This is a genomic window from Pseudomonas sp. SJZ077 (assembly GCF_007993905.1).
Taxonomy (GTDB): Bacteria; Pseudomonadota; Gammaproteobacteria; order Pseudomonadales; family Pseudomonadaceae; genus Aquipseudomonas; species Aquipseudomonas mandelii.
This window is the reverse complement of sequence record NZ_VIUJ01000008.1, coordinates 1-23,085: the sequence shown is the minus strand read 5'-3', so window position 1 is coordinate 23,085 and position 23,085 is coordinate 1. Positions and strand designations below refer to the sequence as shown.

The following is a 23,085-nucleotide window of genomic DNA, read 5'->3' as shown; positions in this document are numbered from 1 at the left end:
GCCTGCCGAACGCCGGCGAGGGAGTTATTGATGTCCGCTATTTTGGGCCAGCAGTTTATCGACGGGCAGCGCAGCGCTCTGGGCGGCGAAACGTTGCAGAGTTTCGACGCCAGCACCGGGCAAGCACTGCCCTATGTTTTTCATCAGGCCAATGATCAGGAAGTCGAGCTGGCATTGACGGCCGCCTCGCGAGCTTTTGCCCCGTTTCGTCAGCTGTTGCCGTTACGACGTGCGGAGTTTCTTGGCGCAATAGCTGATGAAATCGATGCGCTGGGTGACGATTTTATCGCCTTGGTGTGCCAGGAAACCGCCTTGCCCGAAGGGCGGATTCGCGGTGAGCGCAATCGCACCACGGGCCAGTTACGCTTGTTTGCGCAGGTGTTGCTCCGGGGTGATTTTCTCGGTGCGCGGATCGATCAGGCTCAGCCCGAACGCACACCGTTGCCGCGCCAGGACATCCGTCAGTACCGCATCGGCGTCGGCCCGGTCGCCGTGTTTGGAGCGAGCAATTTCCCACTGGCGTTTTCCACCGCCGGTGGCGATACCGCTTCTGCGCTGGCCGCCGGTTGCCCGGTGGTGTTCAAGGCCCACAGCGGGCACATGGCGACCGCGGACCGCGTGGCCGGCGCCATCGTGCGCGCGGCACAGCGCACCGGCATGCCTTCGGGCGTGTTCAACATGATTTACGGCGCGGGTGTCGGCCAGGGGTTGGTCAAGGCCGATGGCATCAAGGCCGTCGGTTTCACCGGTTCATTGAAGGGCGGTCGAGCCTTGTCCGACCTGGCCGCCGCGCGCCCGCAACCGATCCCGGTGTTCGCCGAGATGTCGAGCATCAACCCGGTGATCCTGCTGCCTGAGGCGCTGAACACCCGTGGCAGCCAAGTCGCCGAGGAACTGACCGCGTCGATCAACCTCGGCTGCGGCCAGTTCTGCACCAGCCCCGGACTGATCATCGGCCTGCACTCGCCGCAGTTCAGCGAGTTCCTGGACGTATTCGCGCAAAACATGGGCAGCCAACCGGCCCAGACCATGCTCAACGCTGGCGCCCTGAACAGCTATCGCGCAGGTCTTCAACACATCGTGGCCCACGAACGGGTCGATCACCTCGCCGGTCAGCCGCAGGGCAAATCCAAGGCGCAACCGCAGCTGTTCAAGGCCGACGTACAGTTGTTGCTCGACGGCGATCCGTTGTTGCAGGAAGAGATCTTCGGCCCGGCCACGCTGGTGGTGGAGGTCGCAGACCGGCACCAACTGCGCGCCGTGCTCGGCAGTTTGCACGGTCAACTGACCGCCACGCTGATTGCCGATCCGGCGGACCTGGATCGCTTCGGCGACCTGTTGCCGCTACTCGAAGACAAGGTCGGACGCTTGCTGCTCAACGGCTACCCGACCGGCGTCGAAGTCAGTGATGCGATGGTGCATGGCGGCCCCTATCCAGCCACTTCGGATGCGCGCGGTACCTCAGTCGGCACCTTGGCCATTGATCGCTTCCTGCGGCCGGTCTGCTACCAGAACTATCCTGATGAGTACCTGCCCCAGGCGCTGCAAAACGCTAACCCGCTGAGCCTCAATCGACTGGTCGATGGCCAGTGGAGCAGGGCGCCCCTGAGCTAACCACTTTGCCCACGTCGGCAAATGGCGGCGTGGGCCTGACGGATTTGTCCATTGAATCGAGCACACACCGACATGGTTCCTTCACTTGGCAGCATCGCTTCGCGGCTTCGACTCAAACAACTGCGGTTGCTGATCGCGCTGGACGATCGTGGCTCCTTGCACAAGGCCGCCGAGCACATTTCGATTTCCCAGTCCGGCGCCACCAAGGCCTTGCACGAAGTCGAGTCGTTGCTTGGGATGCCGCTATTCGAACGTCAGCCCAAGGGCCTGGTTGCTAATGAAATGGGCCGTTGCATGATTCGGTATGCACGGCTGATCTACAGCGACGTCGAACATTTGCGCGAGGAAATGCTCAGCATCATGCAGGGCCAGGGCGGGCGGTTGTCGGTAGGCGTGATCATGGGCGCGGTGCCGTTGCTGACCCGGGCCCTGAGCGAATTAAGGCTCAAGCAGCCGGAGTTGTCCGTGGAACTGGTGGAAAACACCAGCGCCACCTTGCTCGGTTTGCTGGATCAAGGGCGGCTGGACCTGGCGATCTGTCGCACCAGCGTCGGCCAGCGCTCGGACGCTTATGACTGCATCGAACTCAGCGAAGAGCCCTTGGCGGTGGTCGCCAGCAAAGACCATCCGTTGGCCCGTGCCGAGTCGTTGCAGTTGTCGCAACTGAGCGATTACCGCTGGGTGGTCTACCCCAAGGACATGCCGATGCGCCAGGCCCTGGAGCGTGAGTTAAATGAGGCGGGGCTGGAGATTCCGCGTTATCCGCTGGAAACCTCATCGACCTTCGCCACCATTCTGTTGGTGCAGCAGGACCCGACCTTGCTGGCGGTGATCCCGGTGGAAGTCGCGCAATTCTGCGAGCAACACGATTTGCTGGTGAAATTGCCGGTGTCCATGCGCGCGCTGATCGAGCCTTATGGTGTGATCAGCCGGGTCGGCGCCGACCTGTCTCCGGCAGCGACCCTGCTGATCAACGAGCTGAAGCAGGACCTGACTACTTGATCACAATCGGATTCACTGGCGCACCGGTCCCGCCGACAATCTTCAACGGCGCGGCGGTGTAGAGGAACTGCCACTGGCCGTCTTCGGCGCAATCTGTGGCCAGGTCGTCAAGCAGCGCCACTTCGGTGAAGGTCACGCCGAGGTTGCGCATCAAGGCATTGTGCAGCGGGATCAGCACGCCCGAGGTGGGGTCGACCGCCACTTCGTTGGCCATGGTGTCGGTCACCAGGTTGGGAATTTCCATCTGGTGAAACCACTCCACCAGTTCGCGGCTGAAGGTCAGGCCCGGCTCGGCGAAGTCCTTGTAGAACTCTTCCGGTTCGCGCTCATAGAACGAGCCGATCCAGCCGGTGCGGATGATCAGGATGTCGCGCTTCTGGATCTCGATGCCCTGCGCCTTTGCAGCAGCCTGCAGGTCCAAGTGGTTGAAGGTCTCCCCCTTGTCCAGCACCGCTTTGCCGCGATGGCGCGCCATGTCGATCAGCACCGCGCGGCCGACAATTCCGCGTTCGGCAATCGGCAGGATGCTGGCCTTGTCCATGCTGCCGATGGTGCTCATGGCGTCGTAGCCGTTCCACAGCTTGTTGTCGTGCCAGACGTGGCCGAGCGCATCGTATTGGGTCGAGCCTTGCAGGTGCATGAAGATCACATCGTCGGCGTATTCCACGTGACCGTCAAAGTGGGTCTTGCCCGCCAGGAAGTGGCCCTTGTCCAGCACGTTGACACGCATCGACGGGCGTCGGCCGGGCCACAACGGCTCGCCCTTGGGATGGCCGATCTGCACTTGCAGGGTGAAGGTCTTGCCTTGGCGCACCGAGGCGATGCCCCGGAGGATCTCGGCGCTTTGCAGGTAATTCAGGGCCCCGACTTCATCGTCCGGCCCCCATTTGCCCCAGTTAGTGGGCAGGCCTTCGAGCAAGGCCTTGATGTCGGGAGATCGGTCGGCGGCGGTATTGTTGGGATTGTGGTCGCACATGAGGTTGTCCTTGGTTTGAGCCGATTCGGCAGGCCAGTACAAATCCCCGTGTGGGAGCGAGCCTGCTCGCGATGGGGAGTGCCAGTTAACCTTGATGCGTCTGACATACCGCTATCGCGAGCAGGTTCGCTCCCACAGGGGTTTATTTGATCGGGGAGAAATCGGCGGCGATCAGCAGTTTCGATTCCATCTTTTCCAGCATCGGGAACGCTTTCGGCACGAAACCCTCTAGCCAGTCAGGGTCCTGATACAGCGCCGCGCGTTTGTTGATCCGGTCGTCGAGGCTCTCGTAGGCCCAGATGTGGATCACCTGATTCAGCTCGCCGATTTCGGTGTACCACCAACCCACCAGCGTGGTGTAGCGGGAGATCACGGGTAGCCCGGCCTCCTCGAAGTGCTTGAGGTAGGTCTGCATTTTTCCGATTTGAATCGTGTAGGTGCGCATTTCGTAAAACATGGGCGTGTTCTCTTCAGGAATGAATGCCGTGCCAGGCGTTGCTGATGATTCGCTCAATGTCGGCGGCGGTGGTCAGGCGTGGGTTGACCAGCACGTTGCCGCTGCGCATCGAGTCACTGACCATTTGCGGCATGTAATCCAGGTCCACGCCCAGGTCCTTGATGTTGTCGGGAATGCCGATGGCCTTGTTCAGCGCCACCACGTGGTCCACCACTTTGTGCCCGGCGCGGGCCAGGCTCAGGCCGTCGATGTCTTCGCCCATGGCGATGGCAATCTCGCGAAACAGCTCCGGGCAGGCCGCCAGGTTGTATTCGATGACGTAGGGCAGCAGCGTGGCGTTGGCGATGCCGTGGGGAATGTTGAAGACGCCGCCGAAGGTATGGGAGATCGCATGCACGTTGCCCAGTTTCGATTGGGCGAAGGCCACGCCCGCCAGGAACGACCCAAGCAGCATCTGTTCCCGGGCGTGCAGGTCGGAGCCGCTGAAAAATGCCTTGGGCAGGTGCGTGCAGATCATCTTGATCGCTTGCAGCGCCAGGGCCTGGCTGACCGGGTTGGCCTGCTTCGACACGTAGGATTCGATGGCGTGGGTCAAGGCGTCCATGCCCGTCGCAGCGGTGATCGACGGTGGAAGTTTGAGCGTCAGCTCGGCGTCGAGAATCGCCAGTTTCGGAAACAGCGCCGGGCTGATGATCACGGTTTTGAACAGGGTCTTGGTGTTGGTGAACACGGTGGAGGCGGTGCATTCGCTGCCAGTGCCGGAGGTGGTCGGGATCGCGAAGATCGGCAGGGGTGGGTGCAGCAGTTTGTCGTAGCCCTCGTAGTCGAGGATGTTGCCGGGGTTGGTGGCCATGGCCGCCACGCCCTTGGCGGTGTCGATGCTGCTGCCGCCACCGACACCGATCACCGAGTCACAGTCGTGGTTTTTCAGGAAGGCCACGGCTCGTTCCAGCACGTCGGTGGTGGGGTTCGGTTCAACGCCGGAAAACACTTCATAGCCGATGTCACTCTCGGCCAGGGAGGCGAAAAAACCTTCCATCACGCCCGACGCCATCAGCCCTGCGTCAGTGACCACCAGCAGTTTTTTCCGAACATGGGGCTTGAGCAATGCACCGGCCTGACGCACCAGGCCGTTGCCGCTTTTCAAAGTGGTGGGGAAATAAAACTGGAACGGGTTCATGGGTTTCTCCGGTTCTTATTGGTCCGCAGACAGTAATAAGCGTGGGAGGCGGCTGATAATGAAAAGGTCTGATCCGCCGATCACCCTTTGTCATCCCCCGGCGAGGCGGGTCCTGGTGGTAACGTGAGGTTTTCCAACCGTCAGGAGCATCGTCATGGATTTGGGTATTTCAGGTCGCTGGGCCATCGTCTGCGCCGCCAGCAAGGGCCTGGGTCTGGCCTGTGCGCGGGCCTTGGCGAAGGAGGGCGTCAACCTGGTGATCAACGCCCGGGGTGACGAAACCTTGCAGGCTGCCGCTACAGAATTGCGCAGCCTGGCGCCGGGCATCGACGTGCGCACGGTGGCCGGGGACATCAGCACGCCCGCAGTGCGCGACCAGGTGTTGGCGGCATGTCCGCAGGTGGACATCCTGATCAACAACGCCGGCGGACCGCCTCCGGGAGACTTCCGTGACTGGCAGCGCGACGACTGGCTGAAGGCGCTGGATGCCAACATGCTCACGCCCATCGAGCTGATCAAGGCCTGCGTCGATGGCATGGCCGAGCGCGGTTTCGGGCGTATCGTCAACATCACCTCCGGCGCGGTGAAGGCGCCAATCGATGTGTTGGGACTGTCCAATGGCGCACGCAGCGGCCTGACCGGTTTTATCGCCGGGCTTGCACGCCAGTCGCGGCTGGCCGGGCATAACGTGACGATCAACAATCTGCTGCCGGGACCGTTCGAGACCGAGCGTTTGCACAAGACCCTGAGCGCCGCCGCCGAGGCCAATGGCACCAGCGTCGAAAGCATCAGCGAACAGCGGCGCAAGCACGTGCCGGCCCAGCGCTTCGGGCAACCCGATGAGTTCGGCGCCTACTGCGCGTTCATCTGCAGCGCAAATGCCGGTTTCCTCACCGGGCAAAACCTGCTGCTGGACGGCGGCAGTTACCCCGGGACGTTCTGATCTTTTCGGGGGATGACGTTTGGTGATCCCCTAATCAGATCCCCTCATTATTCAGCCCGAGGACGCGTGATTAGAGTTGGGGTGCTTGCCCAATACCCGTCAGCCAAGATGTAAACCCAGTAGGAGCGAGGCTTGCCCGCGAAGGCGGAGTGTCAGTGGACATCATTGGTAATGACACTCCGCCTTCGCGGGCAAGCCTCGCTCCTACAGGATTTGCGTTAATAGGCGGGTATTGGGCCGCTTGCACCCACAACAACAAGAGCGCCCCTCATGAACAATCCGAGTGCCGAAACCCTGCGGCTCGCCGCCGCGTCTGCCACCGAGCGTCCGACCAGCGTGCGCTGGCGGATCTTTCTCATCATGTTGCTGCTGACCGCCATCAACTACATCGACCGCGCTTCGCTGTCGGTGGCCTTGCCGCTGATTTCCAGTGAGTTCCAGATCCCTCCCGCGCTGGAAGGCTTGATGCTCAGTGCGTTTTTCTGGTCGTACGCATTGATGCAGATTCCCGGCGGCATGCTGCTGGACCGTTTTCAGACCCGCCGCGTCATCGTCATCGCGACTGTCGCCTGGGGCGCCTTCCAGGCCTTGGCTGCCGGTGCGCACAACTGGATCACGCTGTTGATTACGCGCATGGGGCTGGGCATCGCCGAGTCGCCGATCATGCCGGCCGGGGCCAAACTCAACGGCGCCTGGCTGACTCCCAACGAACGCGGACGTGGCGCGGTGCTGGTCGATGGCGGCGCACCGCTGGGCAGTGCTTTCGGCGCGATCATCATTGCCGGGTTGATCGGCTGGTTCGATTCCTGGCGCATCGCCTTCGTGATCGCCGGTATCGGCACCATGCTTGCCGGTGTACTGGCGTGGAAATACATCCGCAACCATCCCAGCGAGCACCCCGGTGTCAACGCGGCGGAACTGGCGCACATCACCGAAGGCAATCGCAAAGTCAGCCAACCCGGCACGGTGACCAGCATCCCCCTCAAAGAGCTGCTCAAGGACCGTTCGGTGCTCGCGATGTTCGCCGGTTACTGCTGCATTCTCAGCGTGTTCTACGGTTTGCTGACCTGGATGCCGAGCTACCTGCACCAGACCCACGGCCTGAACATTTCGAGCATGGGCGGTGCGACCTTCCTGATTTTCATGTGCGGTTTCGTCGGCGAGCTGGTGGGCGGTTATCTGGGGGATAAATGGAAAACCAGCGGCGCCTCGCCCAACCTGGTGATGCGCAGCATGTTCAGTGGTTCGGCGCTGGTCGCGGCCCTGTGCATGCTGGCGGTGGCCTATACCAATGAAGCCGGCAAGGCCATCGGTCTGCTCTGCGTGGCGATGTTTTTCATTCGCTGGTGCGGCATGTACTGGTGCATTCCGTCGATCCTCGGCGGCACCTCGAAAACCGGTGTGCTGGCCGGCACCATGAACTTCTGCGGCAACATGGCCGGGGTTATCGTGCCGATCCTGATCGGATTGATCGTGCAGTTCACCGGCTCGTATTTCCTGGTGCTGATCTTCTTCGTGGTCATGGCCATGCTGCTGGCGATATTCTCCAGCCTGATCGATTATCGGGAACGAGGGCTGGCTTGACATGAGCGGAGGGCAGGTGAGCGTCGATATCGAATGCGTGGTGGTCGGCGCCGGCGTGGTTGGCCTGGCGGTGACCAGGGCACTGGCCCGTAGCGGGCGGGAAGTGATCCTGATCGAAGCCGGCGAGGGGATTGGTGTGGGCATCAGTTCGCGCAATTCAGAAGTGATCCACGCCGGCATCTATTACCCGAGCGGCAGCCTGAAAGCGCAATTGTGCGTGGAGGGCAAGCATCGCCTGTACGCCTTTTGCGATGAGCGCGGTGTCGATTACCAACGCCTGGGCAAGTTGATCGTGGCCACCGATGACAGCCAGTGCGCGGCCTTGCAGAGGTTGCTGGAGCAGGGCCGGCGCAATGGCGTCGATGACTTGCAATGGCTGGACGCCGGGCAGGCACGGTCGCTTGAACCGGCGCTGTCCTGCGTCGCCGCGCTCTGGTCGCCGTCCACCGGGATCGTCGATTCCCATGCGCTGATGCTGGCGCTTCAGGCAGACGTCGAAGCCTCGGGCACCTCGATTGCCTTGCACACGCCGTTGGTGTCCGCCCGTTGCACCGAACAAGGTTTCGAATTGCACATGGGCGGCGCACAGCCGATGACCTTGACCTGTCGCGAGTTGATCAATTGCGCCGGTTTGTCCGCGCCGGAGGTGGCGAGCCGGATCGAAGGCTTGCCGACGCAATACGTTCCCGAGGCACGCCTGTGCAAGGGCAGTTATTTCAGTTTCAGTGGCCGGGCGCCATTCCGGCATCTGGTGTATCCGGCACCGGAGAGCGCCGGCCTGGGCGTGCACATGACCCTCGACCTTGGCGGGCAGGCGCGTTTCGGGCCGGACGTCGAATGGGTCGACCATGTCGATTACCGCGTCGATCCGCGCCGGGTCGACGGGTTCTATCAGGCCATCCGCCGCTACTGGCCGACGTTAGCCGATAACAGTCTGCAACCCGCCTACAGCGGCATCCGCCCGAAGATTTCCGGCCCGACCGAACCGGCCGCCGACTTCCTCATCAGTGGCCCGGTCGAGCATGGTGTGCCGGGGTTGGTGAATCTGTTCGGCATCGAATCGCCGGGCCTCACCAGCTGCCTGGCGCTGGCTGATCGGGTGGTACAACGCCTGACACCGCATTCCCTGTAGCAGCTGTCGCGTTGCGGTGAGGTGCCGGTTATCAGCGTCTGCGCTGCCAGCCGCCGAGCGGTCTATGCTTGCCAGTGTGCCCATCGTAATGGGAGAACTCTGATGATCAACATACGCACTGCCCGCATGCTTGCCGATTACAAGCAATGGGCCGACCAGCGCCTCTTTGACAGCCTGGCCGCGCTGCCGCCGGGGGAGGTCAACAAAGAGCGGGTGTCGGTGTTCAAGAACATGATCGGTACCCTGAATCACATCTATGTCGTGGACTGCATCTGGCAGGCTCACCTCGAAGGCCGAGGGCACGGCTTCAAAACCTCACACGATCTGCTCCATCCCGACCTGGCTGATTTGCGCATGGCGCAAAAGGACATCGATCACTGGTATTGCAACTGGAGCGCAAGGCAGACCGAGAGGTCGCTGGATAAGCCCGTCGAGTTCACGTTCGTCTCCGGCGAGAGCGGCACCATGAGCGCCGGCGCGATGCTGCTGCACGTGGTCAATCACGCCAGTTACCACCGCGGCTGGGTGATCCAGATGTATTTCGACATCCCGGCGATGCCACCGATGACCGACATGCCGATCTTCCTGCGCGAGACCGATCCGGCTTTCAACGCGCTCAAAGCACCGGCAACTCAGCCGACATGTGTTGCGCAATTCGCGAACGCAACCAACGTTCTGCCGGATCGTTATCGTTGACCCCGTTCCAGACCATGGACAGTTCGGACAGCACGATGTCAAACGGCGGGTCGTCGGCCCGCAGCTGGCTGCTGCCTTCGATCAGCGCACACGCCGCGTAATCCGGCACCGTGGCCAGCAGGTCGGTGCCGGCCAGCAGGGCACGCAACCCGGCGAATTGCGGCACCGCCAGCACCACCCGCCGCGAGCGGCCGATGCGTGCCAGATCGTTGTCGATGGCACCGGTCAAGTCTCCGGAAAAAGACACCAGCGCATGAGGGCGTTCGCAATACTCATCCAGGGTCAGGGGGCCGGGACGGTTGTCGCCCCGCAGAATCTTCACGCTCAGGTCCCGCAATTTCTTGCGCTTGGCATTGGCCGGCAGCTCCGTGGTGTAACTGATCCCGACGGAAATCTCCCCGGAGGCGAGCATCGGTGACATCAGCAAGTAATTCACCCTTCGCACCACCACCACGACGTTCTGCGCCTCTTCGCGTATTTGCTTGAGCAGCGGCGGAAACAGACCGAACTCGGCGTCGTCGGACAAGCCGATGCGGAACACATCGCGGCTGGTGGACGGGTCGAAATCCTTGGCCCGGCTGACCGCACCGGAAATGGTGTCCATCGCCGGCTGCAACTCCTTGAGAATCGCCAACGCCCGTTGGGTCGGCTCCAACACCCGACCGTTGCGCACCAGCAGCGGGTCGTCGAACAGATCGCGCAACTTGGCCAGCGAAGCACTGACAGCGGGCTGACCGAGGAACAGTTTCTCCCCGGCCCGGGTCAGGTTCTTCTCGAACATCAACGTTTCGAAAATCACCAGCAGGTTCATGTCCACGCGGCGCAGGTCGTTGCGGTTCATGTGGGGGTACTCGCAGGGTTTTTGGGTCTTTTCAGTAAAGCATCAAACCCTGTGGCGAGAGAGCACCGGTGATGAGGGGGTTACCTGTGATGCAAAAACCACATGAAATGAAAGGGCCACCTGCTGTGAAGGGATTTACCTGTGGCGAGGGGGGAGCGAAACGTCGCACCGTCCCGTTCGGCTGCGCAGCAGTCGTAAATCCTATACCCGCGGTTTACCTGAATCACCGCAGTTGCAGGTTTTGGGGCCGCTGCGCGACCCAGCGGGAGCAAGCTCCCTCGCCACAGGGTTTTGTAAGTTCCACGAGAAAAGGGGACGCATCTATTTATCTATACGCTGTGCCGCGAAGCGGCCCCGGAAAAATGGGACCGCTGCACAATTCAACGTCGGTTATTCACTCACCGCAGAGCGGCACTTATATGGGCAGATCGATCTTATCCAACACCCGGTTCGCCGTGATCTCCGCCATCATGATGCTGTTGGAAATCCCCAGCAGGGCGTAGCGCGTCTCTCCCTCCAGGTGATCCACCAACTGGTGGACCATCACGTCGACTGAGGCGAGTATTTCCACCAGATAAACCGCCAGGGTTTCGGCCGTGGCCTCGGGGTCTACGGAGAACAGAGTGCTGCGTGTGCGTGGGGTGGCTTTGATGTCGGCGTTCGATGGGAAGTGGAAGTCGAGGGCGCGCTCGGCGGCTTCGTTGAGTTTTTTTGAATCGGGTTCGTAGGGGGAGACCGGATCGGTGTCCGGTGGATTGGGCGTTACTTTGAACATATGCTGAGTTTCCAAATTGGGTGCCACCCCTCTTGCGACTAAACGTAAGGGGAGGCAGCTGCACGCAGGTTAGTCGACCGGGAAACTCAGCAATCCGGCGCGCCCGAAAGCGCCCTGCGTACAGCCACCATCAGATACAGGAATGAAAGACCTGCATGACAGATGCACGCACAACTGAGTTAGCGCGGGCGACTAAACCCGATCACTGATGAGCAGTGACGGGAATCAAGTTACCGAGCGGCCCCAAGGCGCACAAGCCGGCGGATTCTGGCGTAGCCGTAGGCAACGGCGCAAGGATTTGTAGCTTTCAGGACGTATCTTTGAGGTGGTTTAAACAGGCACTGCTTCACGGTTAAACAGACGAGCGCGATAAGTGGCCGGATGTGTTCATACACAACACTCTGTGGCGAGGGAGCTTGCTCCCGCCGTCCGATCCGCGCTCGGGCGCAGCAGGCGCCAAACCATCCAACGCGGTCATCCTGACAGTGCGCGCTTGCAGGTTTTGGGGCCGCTGCGCGACCCAGCGGGAGCAAGCTCCCTCGCCACAGGGACTCGGTCAGGCCAACTCCACCTCTGGACAATGCATCGCATTGGACGCCAGCAAATCGGCAATCTCATCCTCAGAAAAGTCGAACTCACGCAACACCGACCGCGAGTGCTGGCCATTCTCCGGCGCCGGCGCATACGGTGTTTGCGCGGCTTCGAGGCTGTTGACCGGAAACCCCGGTACCCGAATCACGCCATGCTGCGGGTGGTGCAGTTCCACGAGCATGCCATTGCTGGCGATCTGCGGATGGGCCAGCACGTCGTTGTAATCGCTGACCCTGGAGCAAAGGATGTCGGCCTCGCGCAGCACCGCTAGCCAATGGGCCACCGGCCGGGTGTGGAACACGTCGGTCAGTGCCGCGCACATGGCTTCACGGTTAACCACGCGTTGCGCCGAGCTGGCGAAACGCGGGTCGTCGATCCACTCCGGGTGCCCGAGCACCCTGCTCAGGGTCGGCCAGCGATTGCCGTTGTACGCCGCGACCATCAACCAGCCATCCGCCGCCTCAAAGGCTTCGTTCGGAGCAGAGTAGGGCGCGGCGCTGCCGATGCGGGTCGGCAGCTTGCCGTCGCAGAGGAAGCTCGCCAGCGACGCTTGTTGCAGCGCCAGGGCCGAGTTCATCAGGCTGACGTCGAGGTGGCCGCCCAGGCCGTCCTTTTCTCGGGCATGCAGTTTGGCCAACACGGCCATGCATGCCATATAACCGGTGACCACATCCACCACCGGCGCTTGCACCTTGGAGGGCGCCGAGTTCGGCGTGCCGATCAGGCTCATCAGGCCGGAATCGGCTTGCAGAATGCCGTCGACGCCCGCCCGGTCGGCATACGGTCCTTCCTGCCCGTAGGCGGAAATCGAGCAGTAGATCAGGTCCGGTTTCAGTGCAGCCAGGTCCTCATAACCCAGTCCCAGTCGAGCCATGACGCCAGGGCGCATGCTTTCGACCAGTACGTCGGCTTGCAGCACCAGTCGTTTGATCACCGCGGCGCTGTCCGGGTGTTTCAGGTCCAGGCTCATACCCAGCTTGCCGCGATTGAACGCGTGATACAGCGCGCTATCCTCGCCAACCCACGCCGGGCCGAGCGTACGACCCAGTTCGCCTTCGTGGGATTCGATCTTGATCACCCGCGCGCCCATGTCGGCCATCAGCATGGTTGCCGTGGGGCCGGCGGCGATCTGGGTGAAATCGAGGACGGTCAGACCGTCCAGAGCGGTGCGTAACATGTTCGCCTCCTCGGGCGCTTCAGCGGCCCGTGTAATGCGGTGCGCGTTTTTCGGCAAACGCCTGCCGGCCTTCGAGACGATCCTCGGTGTCGCGCAACACGCCCCAATACAATTCGGTCAAACGCTGGGCGTCGCTGTCGCTCAAGTGCGCGGTACTGCGAGCCAGGGTTTGCAAGGCCTGGATCGCCAGCGGTGCCTGGCGGGCAATCTGCTCGGCCAGGATCATCGCCCGTTGCAACAGGGCCTCGCGGCTGTCCAGACGCTCGGAGATCAAGCCAATAGCGCAGGCCTGCCACGCATCGATGCGCGACCCGGTTAACGCCATCTGCATCGCATGGGCGGGCGGCACCGCGCGCATCAAACGATGCAGGCCGCTGACCGCCGGAATCGATCCGACGGCGGCTTCCGGCAGACCGAACGTCGCACTGGCACTGGCAATGCGCAGGTCGCATTGCAATGCCAGCTCCAGGCCGCCGCCCAGGCAATGGCCATTGATGGCGGCAATCAGCGGCTTGTGCAGGTCGAGGTCGGCAAGGTCCATCTGGCGGATGTAAAGCCCGGCGTCTGCGGCGGGTTCGTTGGCCAGGAACAGCGCCTCGGCATAGGAGGCCGAGGAGGCCCGCGTACTTTTCAGGTCGGCGCCGACGCAAAACGCCCGTTCACCGCTGCCGGTGATCACGGCCACACGCAGTTCCCGGCGGTCGCGTACTTCACGTAGATGGCCGCGCAAGGCCTGGAGGGAATCCAGGTCCAGCGCATTCAGGGCTTGCGGGCGGTCGATCGTAATCAGGGCCACAGGGCCGTGGACTTCCAAAGTGACTGACATGGCGTTCACCTCACACGCTGGCCGAGGACAGACTGCGTCCGCCGCACACATACAGGGTTTGCCCGGTGACGTAACTGCTGGCCGGGGCGAGGAAAAACTCCACGGCATTGGCAATGTCGTCCGGGGTGCCGATGCGTTTTACCGGCACCGTGTCCTTGAGTTTTGCCTGCACCTCAGGCGTGAAACTCTGGAACAGCGGCGTATCGACGATGCCCGGGGCGATGGCGTTGACGGTGATGCCTTTGGCCGCGAACTCGATGGCCAGGCTACGGGTCAGGCTGACCACGCCGCCCTTGGCCGCCGAGTAATTGGCCTGGCCGAAACCGCCCAGCCAGGCCCGGGACGACATGTTGACGATGCGCCCGAAGCCTTTCTCCAGCATCAGTGGCAGGGCCGCTTTGCAGCAGAGAAATTGCGCCCGCAGATTGGTGTCCACCACCAGGTCCCAGTCCTGTTCGGTCATGTTCAGGAAGCGTTTGTCGCGGACCACGCCGGCGTTGTTCACCAGAAAATCCAGGCGACCGTGGGCTTCGTGGATCTGCGTGAAGGCGGCGTTGACCGACTCGCCTTCGGTCAGGTCCAGCGCAATTCCGGCGACCTTCAAGTCTTCGGCGTTCATCGCGCTGACACTGCTGTTCAGCGCCTGTTCGTCGCGATCCAGCAGGTAGACAAACACCCCTTGATGCGCCAGTCGTTGGGCAATGGTCAGGCCGATCCCGCGAGCAGCGCCGGTGACGACGGCGACCTGGCCGGCCGCAAAGTGTTGGTTGTTCATGGCTTCAGACTCCCAGGATGTGCACGGCTGACGCCGCGTGGTCGACCCCGGCGATACCGCCACCGGTGCATTGCGCCAGGCCCAGGCGCGGAGTGCCGGCTTGGCGGCTGCCGGCGCGGTCTTGCAACTGCCAGAGCAACTCGACCATTTGCGCGACACCGGTGGCGCCCAGTGGATGACCCTTGGCCAACAGACCGCCACTTGGATTGACCGGCACCCGACCACCGAGGGCGGTGGCGCCCGAGTGCAACAGCGAGACCGCTTCGCCCGGTGTGGCCAGCCCGAGGGCTTCGTAATACAGCAGCTCGGCGATGGTGAAGGCGTCGTGCAACTCGACCACACCGATATCGGCCGGGGCGACACCGGCCTGTTCATAGGCCAGGCGTGCGGCGCGTGCGGTGATTTCGGCATCGAGAATGTCTTCGTCACCGCTCTCGCGAAGGCCCGAGACAATGATCGAACCCAGCACCTTGACGTCTTTGGCGTGGGGTCCCGGTTTGTTGCCGAGCACCAGCGCAGCGGCACCGTCCACTTGCGACGGGCAGCACTGCAACAGGGTCAGCGGGTCGGCGATCATGCGCGAGGCGAGCACCTCTTCGAGGCTGACTTCGTTGCGTTGCTGGGCGTATTCGTTGAGCGAACCGTGACGACGATTCTTCACCGCTACAGCGGCCAGATCGGCGGGCTTGGCGTCACGCTCGTGGATGAAACGGGTGGCGCGCATCGCGTAGACCGCCGGCAACACCATGCCTGCCGTGGCGTAGAGGTCGGTCATGCGGTCGTTGCGCTGCATTGGGATCATGCCGCCACCCAATGCGGTCAACTGCTCGATCCCAAACACCAGCACGCGTTCATATTGACCGGCGAGCAAGGCGTGGCGCGCCAGGTGCACCGCCGTCGCGCCGCTGGCACAGGCGTTTTCGATGTTGTAGACCGGAATCCCTTTCAGGCCCAGATCGCGCACGATCACCTGCCCGAGAATCATCCCGCCCAGCACATTGGCGCAGTACACGGCCTGAATGTCGGCCAGCTGCAAGCCGGCATCGGCCACGGCGTCAAGAATTGCGCGCTGGGCCAGTTCCGGGGCCATGACACCGGGGTGACGGCCGAAGACGGTCATGGCGCCGCCCATTACATGCATCTGGCTCATGGACGGGCCTCCTGGGACTGGAAAACGTAGCCGTAGGTGTCGTCGGCAATCACTCGGCATTTTTCGCCAATGGCCGGCACGCCGGGGGTACCGATCAGGCGCCCGAACAAACGCACCGGGCCGGGCAGGTCGACGTAGGCGAGCACGAACGGGGCGAGGCCGCTTTTCGGGCTCGGGTGCATGATGGTGAAGCTGTAGACCTGGCCCTCGACGTCTAGCACGGTGTCGTCGAACTGGTTGCTCAGCGGCGAATCGTCCGGCACGGACGGAAAGAATATTTCGCCGTTGTGGTGATGGCGCGAGGCATGCAGGCCGGGTGGCGTGGACGGCGTCCAGATGGACGTGGAAAAACTCATGATGACCTCCTGTTGTTATGGGCTTGCGAACAAGCTCTGGAGGTCATGGTCGGGCAGGGCAGAAGGCCCGACAAACGATATAAAAACCCGGTTTGGTTGAGAAAAAATCAAGCCATCGGTCAGCCTGGAATACAACACTGTAGGAGTGAGCCTGCTAGCGAAAGCGGTGTGTCAGGCGATAACAATGTCGACTGACACACCGCTTTCGCGAGCAGGCTCACTCCTACAGGGGATCTGCGGTGGAAATTAAACTCAGCCTTGGAGTTCGACGCCCGCCATCTGCTCCAGCACCTGCACCACATGGGTCATATCCCGCGCCGGGTCACCTTCGCTCAAGGCCTGATCGAAGAACTGCTTGACCACCGAAGAGGTAAAGGCCGGCACTCCGGTGTTTTCCGCCTCGGCCAGAAACAGCCGCACGTCCTTGCGCATCAAATCCAGGCGGAAGCCGAAGTCGAATTCCCGGCGCATCACGGTGCCCGCCAGGATCTGTTCGCTGGTAAAACTGCGCGCGGTGCTGGCGTTGAGCATCTCCACCATCTGCCGTGGGTCGAGCCCGGCCTTGACCCCGAATAACATGGCTTCGCTGGTGGCCACCAGAGTGGCGGCGACGATCATGTTGTTGACCAGCTTCAAGGTTTGGCCTAGCCCTGGCTCGGTGCCGATGTGTTCGACCTTCTTGCCGAAGGCGGCGAATACCGATGAGCAACGCTCATAAGCGGCACGATCACCTCCAACCATCACCGACAGCGTGCCGTTCTGCGCCCCCGCGACACCCCCGGCCAGCGGTGCATCGAGGGCGGCGATGTTGCGTTCAGACAACGCCGCTTGCAGGCGTCGGGCCAGGCTCGGACCGGTGGTGGAGTGGTCGACCAGAATGCTGACCTTTTGACCATGGATCACGCCGTCGGCACCGAGCACTACGTTTTCGACGATGTCCGGGGTTGGCACGCAGACCAGCACGATGTGCGCGTGGTCCGCCACTTCCCGAGGCGTTGCATGGCTGTGCGCACCCCGTTCAAGCAATGGCGCCAAGGCGAGGGGATTGGGATCAAACAGGTTCAGGTCAAAGCCTTTGTCGAGCAGATGGCGGGCCATTTTCTGGCCCATGGCGCCGAGGCCGATGAAACCGATGGAAGGCGTATCGGGGGTGGTCATGGCGGGTCTCTTTCTTGTGGATGGAGACCCATGCTAGACACGGTGACAAATGACCGACAAAGCAGTTTTACGCCGCAGTGCCTTGATCAAAGCTCAAGCCAGATCGCGGGTGATGCGTGCCTGTTCAAGGACCCATTCACGGAAAATTCGCAGGTCTTCGCTTTCCTCGCGGTGCTTGGGAATCAGCAGGTAGTAGGTGTAGACGCCCATGTCCACCACCTGTTCGAACGGCCGGATCAGGCTGCCGTCCTGCAGTTCCTTGTTCACCAGAAACAGCTGCGCCATGGCAATGCCCTGACCGCCGACCGCCGCCGCGTAAACCATCGACGAACTCTGATAAGTCATGCCGGCGTGGGCATCGACTTCGCGACTGACCCCGCAAGCTTCCAGCCAGTAACGCCAGTCTTCGAGGCGGGCGATCGAGTGCAGCATGGTGTAGTTGGCGATATCGGCCGGCGTCTGCAACCCCGGGCCATGCTGCAGCAGCGACGGGCTGCACACCGGGGCCAGCTGGTTATCGCTGAGCACGTGACAATTGCAGTTGGGCCACTCACCGGAGCCGAGGCGGATGGCGGCATCGATGTCTTCCTTGTAGAAGTCCACGGGCTCAAGGGAGGCGGTCAGCAGCACTTCGATCTTCGGGTTCTGCGCGTGGAAGCTTGCCAGGCGCGGGATCAGCCACTGCATGGCGAAGGTGGTGTAGGCGCGGACTTTCAGCTGACGGCGCAGCGGTGGAGACATGAGTTTTTTGGTGGCTCCGCGCAGGTCTTCGACCACCCGGGCCACCGCGCGGAAGTACTGCTCGCCGGCAGCGGTCAGGGTGATCTGGCGGTGCCCGCGCACGAACAGGTCGAGCTTGAGAAATTCTTCGAGCGTGCGGATCTGCCGGCTGACTGCGCCCGGGGTGACGTTCAATTCATCGGCGGCCAGGGTGATGCTCAAATGCCGGGCGACGGATTCGAATGCGCGGATGGCATTCAGGGGAGGCAGACGTTCCATGGTGAGCAACTCTTGTTCTTATGGGAGGAGCGGCGCGCAGTGTACGTAAACCAAAGCCTAAACCCACTTGATTAAAACTCAAGGGAAGGGCGTATTTTTCTCGATTGTCGGTCGGCAGCGCGGCTTTCAGGATCGACCGTCACGCGCCTGTCTGGCCCGTGGCCGAACCTGACAACAATAAGAGAAACACACCCATGAACAGCCCCTTTTCCAACGCCCGGAAGGGCTTCCCGCTGGTATGGCGCCTGTCGCTGTGCAGTGCCGCCAGCACGCTGATGAACCCGGCCTGTGCCGATTTCCTTCAGGGCAGCAAAAGCAGCCTGGAGCTGCGCAACTATTACTTCAATCGTGATTTTCGTCAGTCCGGCGTCGCTCAAAGCAAGGCAGAGGAATGGGCGCAGGGCTTCATCCTGCGGCTGGAATCGGGCTACACCGACGGCATGCTCGGCGTCGGGTTCGACGCTATCGGACTGGTGGGCGTCAAGCTCGATTCATCACCGGATCGCTCCGGCACCGGGCTGCTCAATACCGAGCGTGGACCGGGTGGACGAGCCGAGGATGACTACGGCGAACTGGGCCTGACCGGCAAACTGCGCCTGGCGCGCAGCACTCTGAAAGTCGGCACCTTGCTGCCTCGGATGCCGGTGGTCATGTACAACGATTCACGCCTGCTGCCGCAAACCTTTCGCGGCGCCTGGCTCAACAGCTCGGACCTCGACAACCTGTCCCTGGACCTTGGTCGACTCGACCAGACCAACTTGCGCAACTCTTCCGACAATGAAGACATGAGCGTTTTCAACGGCGGGTCACGCAATATCCGCCTGGGAAGCCACGCCACCAGTGACCGCTTCGACTTTGCCGGGGCCACCTACCGCTGGGTGCCGGCGCTGAGCACGGCCTATCACTACGGTGAACTGGAGGGGATATATCAGCAGCACTACCTGACCCTGAACCACAAATGGACGATCAGCGAAGGCCAGACCTTGAACTCGGATTTACGCTGGGCGCGTAGCCTTGACGAGGGCAACAGCAATGTCGACAACTCGGCGCTGGGCGCGATGTTGACCTACAGCGCCCGCGGCCATGCCGTGGGCCTGGGTTATCAGCGCATGAGCGGCGACACCGGTTTCGCCAACATCAACGGCACCGACGGCTATCTGGTCAACCTGGTGCAGATCAACGATTTCGGTAACCAGGACGAACGTTCATGGCAGGCGCGCTACGACTACAACTTTGCCGCCGTGGGAATTCCCGGCCTGACCTTCATGACCCGCTATCTGTCGGGCGACGACGTCACCGTGCGCAACCGGGCGGAGGGCGGCAAGGAATGGGAGCGTGATTCCGAGTTGGGGTATGTGATTCAGAGCGGGCCGTTGAAGGACCTGGGGCTGAAGTGGAAAAACGCCAGTGCGCGGAGCAATTTCTCCAGTGATATCGATGAGAACCGCTTGATTGTGACCTACTCGTTGGCGCTTTGGTAAACCCCTAGATCTATGAACTGATGCTCACTCGTGGTGAAAGAATTACCTGTGTCGAGTGCCTCGCCACAGGTACTTCTTTCACCTCTGGAGGGCGGTGTATTTGAGGACGAAAAAAGGGTGCAGCAATGGCTGCACCCTTGGGTGTTAGACGGGAAGTCAGAGGCGGATGATCACTGATTTGAGCTGCGTGTAATGCGACAACGCATCAACCCCTTGCTCACGCCCGTAACCACTTTGCTTGAACCCGCCGCACGGTGTCTGGACGAACCCGCCGCTGTATTCGTTGACCACAATCCGCCCGGCCTCAAGGTTCGCGGCCACCCGGTGCACCCGGCCAATGTCACGGCTCCAGATACCGGCCCCCAGGCCGAACTCGCTGTCGTTGGCAATACGCAACGCGTCCGCTTCATCCTTGAACGGAATCACGCACACAATCGGCCCGAAGATTTCTTCACGGGCCAGGGTCATGTCATTGGTTACGCCGGTGTAGACGGTCGGCTCGATGTACCAGCCGTTTTCAAAGCCGGGATGGCTCGCCACCTTGCCGCCGATGGCCGGGGTCAGGCCTTCGCGTTCGGCAATTGCAAAGTAGCTCTGGATTTTCTCGAACTGGGCGCGGGTGGTGATGGGACCGGACGTCGCATCGTCCTGCGGGCCGACCCGCAGATTGCCGACCTCGGCCACCAGTTTGTCGACGAAGCGATCGTAGATCGATTCCTGCACCAGCAACCGGGTCCCGGCAGCGCACCACTGTCCGCTGTTCCAGGTGAACGCGAGGGTCGAGCCTTTGGCCGCGGCGTCCAGGTCGGCATCGTCGAACACGATGTTGGCAGACTTGCCGCCCAGTTCCAGGGTCAACGGCAGGATCCGCTCCGCCGCAATATGCCCCAACTCCTGACCGGCACGAATGCCGCCAGTAAAGGAGATTTTGCGGATGTGCGGGTTATGCGCCATGGCCGGGCCGATGACGCTGCCTTTGCCGACGATCACGTTGAACACCCCCGGCGGAATTCCGGCCTCCACAGCCATGCGCGCGAGTTCCACCAGCGATGCCGAGGTGTGTTCCGACGGTTTCGCCACCACCGTGTTGCCCGTGGCCAGCGCCGGAGCAATCGCCCGGGCCGCCTGATGCAGCGGAGCGTTCCACGGCAGGATCACACCGATCACGCCGAACGGATCGCGGCGGGTGTAGACGTGGTAATTCGGGCCTTGGTTGATCACTTCACCGTCCATGACATTGACGATGCCGCCGTAGAACTCGAAGTACTGCGCCGTGAGGTCCATCAGGGTCGCCATCTCGCGCCCGGGTTTGCCGGTTTCGGCCCGTTCCAGCGCACCGAGGGTGCTTTCGCTGGCGCGGATCAAACGCCCGAAATCGTTGAGGATGCGCCCGCGGTCCGCCGGGCGCATGTCACGCCAGGCTTGCAGCGCGGCGGCGGCGGAATCGATCGCGATGGCCACGTCAGCCGGGCCGCTGCTGGCCACTTCGTTGAGTTTTTCGCCGGTGCGTGGATCGATTTTGTCTTCGTACTGGCCGTCCAGCGGCGGCACGGAGCGTCCATCGATGAAGCTGTTGGTTTGCTCAAACATTGCGGGTTCTCCTCGCGAAACTTTTATTGTCGATGCGGTACATGGGGGAGGTCGTGGGCAGCCCCATGATTGCCTGCATTTACCCTCGCTCGCGCGGGCGCCTTCAACCGAGTTTTACAGGGGTATGCGTTGAGAAAACCTCAACATAGTGGGTTGATTTTTAGTCAATCGAACCGCCCTGAAAACTCGCTACACGAGAAGGTGACGGTGCTGGATATTTCTCCCGTAGCAACACTGAGGCCGCGTCTAAAGGTCAACAATAATAGCGCCCACGGGAGCCATAACCATGAGCAACTACCCTACGGTGGACAGCGAACTGCCGTCCGCATCCAACGCCACTGCCACGACTCAGAGCCAAGGTCGACAACTCAACAGTGCAGAGAAAAAAGCGATTGTCGCCGCGACCCTGGGCACCATCGTCGAGTACACAGACTGGGTCATCTATGCGACCTTTTCCTCCATTCTCGCCAAGCAGTTTTTCCCCGCCGGTGACGGGGCAACCGCCTTGCTGTCGGTGTTGGCCGTGTTCGCCGTCGGCTTCATCATGCGCCCGATCGGTGGCGCGGTGCTGGGCCAACTGGCAGACCGCTATGGCCGCAAGAAGGGCCTGACGCTATCCATCCTGCTGATGTCCGTCGCCTCTCTGGTGATCGGCATCTGCCCCAACTATGAGAGCATCGGCATTGCCGCGCCGATCATTCTGGTGTTTGCGCGGCTGGTTCAGGGCTTCTCGGCGGGCGGCGAATTCGGCTCCGCCTCGGCGTTTCTGATCGAGTCGGCCCCTGCGCATCGCCGGGCCTTCGCCGGGTCGTGGCAGTGGTTTGCAATCAATGCCGGCACGCTGGTGTCGTTCCTGCTCGGCTTTGCCCTGGCGTCGATGGGCAGCGACACTGCGCTCTACGATTGGGGCTGGCGCGTCGCGTTCGTGATTGCCGCGCTGATGGGCTTGATCACCCTATGGATTCGCCTGTCGGTACGCGAAACCGAGATCTTCAAATCGCGCATCGCCAGCCACGGCAAAAAACGCCCGATTCGCGAACTGCTGTTCAGCCATCGCCGCGATGCCATGCGCGTGATCGGCATCGCCATGGCCGGCAACCTGCTCAACTACGTGTGGATGGTCAGCTATCCGAACCAGGTGCATTTGATCACCGGCATGTCGATCCGCGACACCTTGCTGGCCGGGGTGATTTCCGTAGGTGTGTCGCTGGTATTGCTGCCATTCGCCGGCAAACTGGCGGATCGCGTCGGGCGGCGTCCGGTGCTGATCGCCTTCGCCATCGCCTCGATCCTGTGGGCCTGGCCGAGCTTTGGCTTACTGCACGTCGGCATCAGCCTGATGGAAGTGACGCTGATCCAGACCGTCTCGATGGTCATCATGACCGGCTTCGGCGCCGCCTCGGCGGTGACCATGGCCGAGCAATTCCCGGCCGAGGTTCGCGTGACGGGCATCGCCTTGCCGTATGCGTTGTCGGTGACCTTGTTCGGCGGCACCGCCCCGTACCTGATGGCCGCCATGGCGGGTTGGGGGTATGGCGGGTTGTTCTGGATTTACCTGGCGGTGATCAGTGCAATCAGCGCGGTGGTTTACCTGCGGATGCCGGAGACGCGGGGGCAGCCGTTGCGTTGATCGGACATCAATGAAAAAGGGGCGGATGATCCGCCCCTTTTTCATGCCAGAAACACAAACCCTGTGGGAGATTCTATGTTTGGGGGGAACACCCAAACATAGAATTTGGCTTGTATTCGGTTTGGTTTTTCATCAGGGCAAACATCACTCTG

The 23,085-nt window shown here is 61.8% G+C and carries 21 protein-coding genes; 8 read left to right on the top strand and 13 right to left on the bottom strand.

The annotated features are described in order from the left end of the window. The first annotated feature begins 30 nt into the window (after positions 1-30). Positions 31-1,614, top strand: a complete 1,584-nt coding sequence (locus FBY01_RS13925) for an aldehyde dehydrogenase (NADP(+)) (protein WP_145308365.1) — start codon at positions 31-33, stop codon at positions 1,612-1,614. A gap of 72 nt (positions 1,615-1,686) precedes the next feature. Next, positions 1,687-2,616, top strand: coding sequence for a LysR family transcriptional regulator (locus FBY01_RS13920; protein WP_077749438.1), 930 nt, complete (start codon positions 1,687-1,689; stop codon positions 2,614-2,616). Here FBY01_RS13920 and FBY01_RS13915 read toward each other — a convergent pair. The 3 genes from FBY01_RS13915 to FBY01_RS13905 form a co-directional block, all read right to left on the bottom strand. Continuing rightward, positions 2,609-3,592, bottom strand: coding sequence for a cyclase family protein (locus tag FBY01_RS13915; protein WP_145308367.1), 984 nt, complete (start codon positions 3,590-3,592; stop codon positions 2,609-2,611). The genes FBY01_RS13920 and FBY01_RS13915 overlap by 8 nt on opposite strands. A gap of 142 nt (positions 3,593-3,734) precedes the next feature. Then, positions 3,735-4,049, bottom strand: a complete 315-nt coding sequence (locus FBY01_RS13910) for an NIPSNAP family protein (RefSeq protein ID WP_083376488.1) — start codon at positions 4,047-4,049, stop codon at positions 3,735-3,737. Between the two features lie 13 nt (positions 4,050-4,062). Beyond that, positions 4,063-5,229 carry an iron-containing alcohol dehydrogenase gene (locus FBY01_RS13905; RefSeq protein ID WP_083376489.1) on the bottom strand — a complete coding sequence of 389 codons (1,167 nt, stop codon included), beginning with the start codon at positions 5,227-5,229 and terminating at the stop codon, positions 4,063-4,065. Between the two features lie 154 nt (positions 5,230-5,383). On the opposite strand from FBY01_RS13905, the gene FBY01_RS13900 reads away from it, so the two are divergent. The 4 genes from FBY01_RS13900 (at position 5,384) to FBY01_RS13885 (ending at position 9,584) form a co-directional block, all read left to right on the top strand. Next, complete coding sequence (locus tag FBY01_RS13900) at positions 5,384-6,172, top strand: SDR family oxidoreductase (RefSeq protein WP_077749434.1); 789 nt, start codon at positions 5,384-5,386, stop codon at positions 6,170-6,172. 270 nt (positions 6,173-6,442) lie between these two features. Further along, positions 6,443-7,756 (top strand): MFS transporter, encoded by a 1,314-nt coding sequence (locus FBY01_RS13895; RefSeq protein WP_102595068.1) that lies wholly within the window; start codon positions 6,443-6,445, stop codon positions 7,754-7,756. 16 nt (positions 7,757-7,772) lie between these two features. Then, positions 7,773-8,888 (top strand): NAD(P)/FAD-dependent oxidoreductase, encoded by a 1,116-nt coding sequence (locus tag FBY01_RS13890; RefSeq protein ID WP_083377298.1) that lies wholly within the window; start codon positions 7,773-7,775, stop codon positions 8,886-8,888. A 102-nt stretch (positions 8,889-8,990) separates the two neighbouring features. Next, entirely contained in the window at positions 8,991-9,584 is a 594-nt protein-coding gene (locus FBY01_RS13885; RefSeq protein ID WP_145308369.1) for a DinB family protein, read from the top strand. Here FBY01_RS13885 and FBY01_RS13880 read toward each other — a convergent pair. The 9 genes from FBY01_RS13880 to gcvA all read right to left on the bottom strand — a co-directional run bounded on the left by FBY01_RS13880 (position 9,505) and on the right by gcvA (position 18,232). Further along, on the bottom strand, positions 9,505-10,425 hold the full coding sequence (locus tag FBY01_RS13880; protein ID WP_077749432.1) for a LysR substrate-binding domain-containing protein: 921 nt from the start codon (positions 10,423-10,425) through the stop codon (positions 9,505-9,507). The two genes, FBY01_RS13885 and FBY01_RS13880, sit on opposite strands and share 80 nt — an antisense overlap. Before the next feature lie 415 nt (positions 10,426-10,840). Further along, positions 10,841-11,200, bottom strand: coding sequence for a DUF6124 family protein (locus tag FBY01_RS13875; protein WP_083376491.1), 360 nt, complete (start codon positions 11,198-11,200; stop codon positions 10,841-10,843). 556 nt (positions 11,201-11,756) lie between these two features. Then, positions 11,757-12,968: a CaiB/BaiF CoA-transferase family protein gene (locus tag FBY01_RS13870; RefSeq protein WP_145308371.1), complete on the bottom strand. Its 1,212-nt coding sequence runs from the start codon at positions 12,966-12,968 to the stop codon at positions 11,757-11,759. Between the two features lie 19 nt (positions 12,969-12,987). Further along, positions 12,988-13,794, bottom strand: coding sequence for an enoyl-CoA hydratase/isomerase family protein (locus tag FBY01_RS13865; protein WP_145308373.1), 807 nt, complete (start codon positions 13,792-13,794; stop codon positions 12,988-12,990). Between the two features lie 10 nt (positions 13,795-13,804). Beyond that, positions 13,805-14,569, bottom strand: coding sequence for an SDR family NAD(P)-dependent oxidoreductase (locus tag FBY01_RS13860; protein ID WP_102595071.1), 765 nt, complete (start codon positions 14,567-14,569; stop codon positions 13,805-13,807). A gap of 4 nt (positions 14,570-14,573) precedes the next feature. After that, a complete protein-coding gene (locus tag FBY01_RS13855) occupies positions 14,574-15,719 on the bottom strand; it encodes a thiolase family protein (RefSeq protein WP_145308375.1) in 1,146 nt (381 codons plus the stop codon). Further along, complete coding sequence (locus FBY01_RS13850) at positions 15,716-16,075, bottom strand: Zn-ribbon domain-containing OB-fold protein (protein ID WP_010455240.1); 360 nt, start codon at positions 16,073-16,075, stop codon at positions 15,716-15,718. Before FBY01_RS13850 ends, FBY01_RS13855 begins: the two co-directional genes overlap by 4 nt. A 252-nt stretch (positions 16,076-16,327) precedes the next feature. Then, positions 16,328-17,233 (bottom strand): NAD(P)-dependent oxidoreductase, encoded by a 906-nt coding sequence (locus tag FBY01_RS13840; RefSeq protein WP_145308377.1) that lies wholly within the window; start codon positions 17,231-17,233, stop codon positions 16,328-16,330. A 93-nt stretch (positions 17,234-17,326) separates the two neighbouring features. Next, positions 17,327-18,232 (bottom strand): transcriptional regulator GcvA, encoded by a 906-nt coding sequence (gene gcvA, locus FBY01_RS13835; protein WP_010455236.1) that lies wholly within the window; start codon positions 18,230-18,232, stop codon positions 17,327-17,329. 194 nt (positions 18,233-18,426) lie between these two features. On the opposite strand from gcvA, the gene FBY01_RS13830 reads away from it, so the two are divergent. Further along, the gene (locus FBY01_RS13830) at positions 18,427-19,713 is read left to right on the top strand and encodes an OprD family porin (RefSeq protein WP_145308379.1); all 1,287 of its coding nucleotides are present in this window, start codon (positions 18,427-18,429) and stop codon (positions 19,711-19,713) included. 156 nt (positions 19,714-19,869) lie between these two features. Here FBY01_RS13830 and FBY01_RS13825 read toward each other — a convergent pair whose 3' ends face one another. Beyond that, on the bottom strand, positions 19,870-21,303 hold the full coding sequence (locus tag FBY01_RS13825) for an aldehyde dehydrogenase (protein WP_010455232.1): 1,434 nt from the start codon (positions 21,301-21,303) through the stop codon (positions 19,870-19,872). A gap of 286 nt (positions 21,304-21,589) precedes the next feature. On the opposite strand from FBY01_RS13825, the gene FBY01_RS13820 reads away from it, so the two are divergent. Next, positions 21,590-22,933, top strand: a complete 1,344-nt coding sequence (locus FBY01_RS13820) for an MFS transporter (RefSeq protein ID WP_102594371.1) — start codon at positions 21,590-21,592, stop codon at positions 22,931-22,933. The last annotated feature ends 152 nt before the right edge of the window (positions 22,934-23,085 follow it).

Coding starts and splice junctions, on each gene's coding strand:
- FBY01_RS13925 (WP_145308365.1), top strand. CDS start 31: ATGTCCGCTATTTTGGGCCAGCAGTTTATCGACGGGCAGCGCAGCGCT.
- FBY01_RS13920 (WP_077749438.1), top strand. CDS start 1,687: ATGGTTCCTTCACTTGGCAGCATCGCTTCGCGGCTTCGACTCAAACAA.
- FBY01_RS13915 (WP_145308367.1), bottom strand. CDS start 3,592: ATGTGCGACCACAATCCCAACAATACCGCCGCCGACCGATCTCCCGAC.
- FBY01_RS13910 (WP_083376488.1), bottom strand. CDS start 4,049: ATGTTTTACGAAATGCGCACCTACACGATTCAAATCGGAAAAATGCAG.
- FBY01_RS13905 (WP_083376489.1), bottom strand. CDS start 5,229: ATGAACCCGTTCCAGTTTTATTTCCCCACCACTTTGAAAAGCGGCAAC.
- FBY01_RS13900 (WP_077749434.1), top strand. CDS start 5,384: ATGGATTTGGGTATTTCAGGTCGCTGGGCCATCGTCTGCGCCGCCAGC.
- FBY01_RS13895 (WP_102595068.1), top strand. CDS start 6,443: ATGAACAATCCGAGTGCCGAAACCCTGCGGCTCGCCGCCGCGTCTGCC.
- FBY01_RS13885 (WP_145308369.1), top strand. CDS start 8,991: ATGATCAACATACGCACTGCCCGCATGCTTGCCGATTACAAGCAATGG.
- FBY01_RS13880 (WP_077749432.1), bottom strand. CDS start 10,425: ATGAACCGCAACGACCTGCGCCGCGTGGACATGAACCTGCTGGTGATT.
- FBY01_RS13875 (WP_083376491.1), bottom strand. CDS start 11,200: ATGTTCAAAGTAACGCCCAATCCACCGGACACCGATCCGGTCTCCCCC.
- FBY01_RS13870 (WP_145308371.1), bottom strand. CDS start 12,968: ATGTTACGCACCGCTCTGGACGGTCTGACCGTCCTCGATTTCACCCAG.
- FBY01_RS13865 (WP_145308373.1), bottom strand. CDS start 13,794: ATGTCAGTCACTTTGGAAGTCCACGGCCCTGTGGCCCTGATTACGATC.
- FBY01_RS13860 (WP_102595071.1), bottom strand. CDS start 14,569: ATGAACAACCAACACTTTGCGGCCGGCCAGGTCGCCGTCGTCACCGGC.
- FBY01_RS13855 (WP_145308375.1), bottom strand. CDS start 15,719: ATGAGCCAGATGCATGTAATGGGCGGCGCCATGACCGTCTTCGGCCGT.
- FBY01_RS13850 (WP_010455240.1), bottom strand. CDS start 16,075: ATGAGTTTTTCCACGTCCATCTGGACGCCGTCCACGCCACCCGGCCTG.
- FBY01_RS13840 (WP_145308377.1), bottom strand. CDS start 17,233: ATGACCACCCCCGATACGCCTTCCATCGGTTTCATCGGCCTCGGCGCC.
- gcvA (WP_010455236.1), bottom strand. CDS start 18,232: ATGGAACGTCTGCCTCCCCTGAATGCCATCCGCGCATTCGAATCCGTC.
- FBY01_RS13830 (WP_145308379.1), top strand. CDS start 18,427: ATGAACAGCCCCTTTTCCAACGCCCGGAAGGGCTTCCCGCTGGTATGG.
- FBY01_RS13825 (WP_010455232.1), bottom strand. CDS start 21,303: ATGTTTGAGCAAACCAACAGCTTCATCGATGGACGCTCCGTGCCGCCG.
- FBY01_RS13820 (WP_102594371.1), top strand. CDS start 21,590: ATGAGCAACTACCCTACGGTGGACAGCGAACTGCCGTCCGCATCCAAC.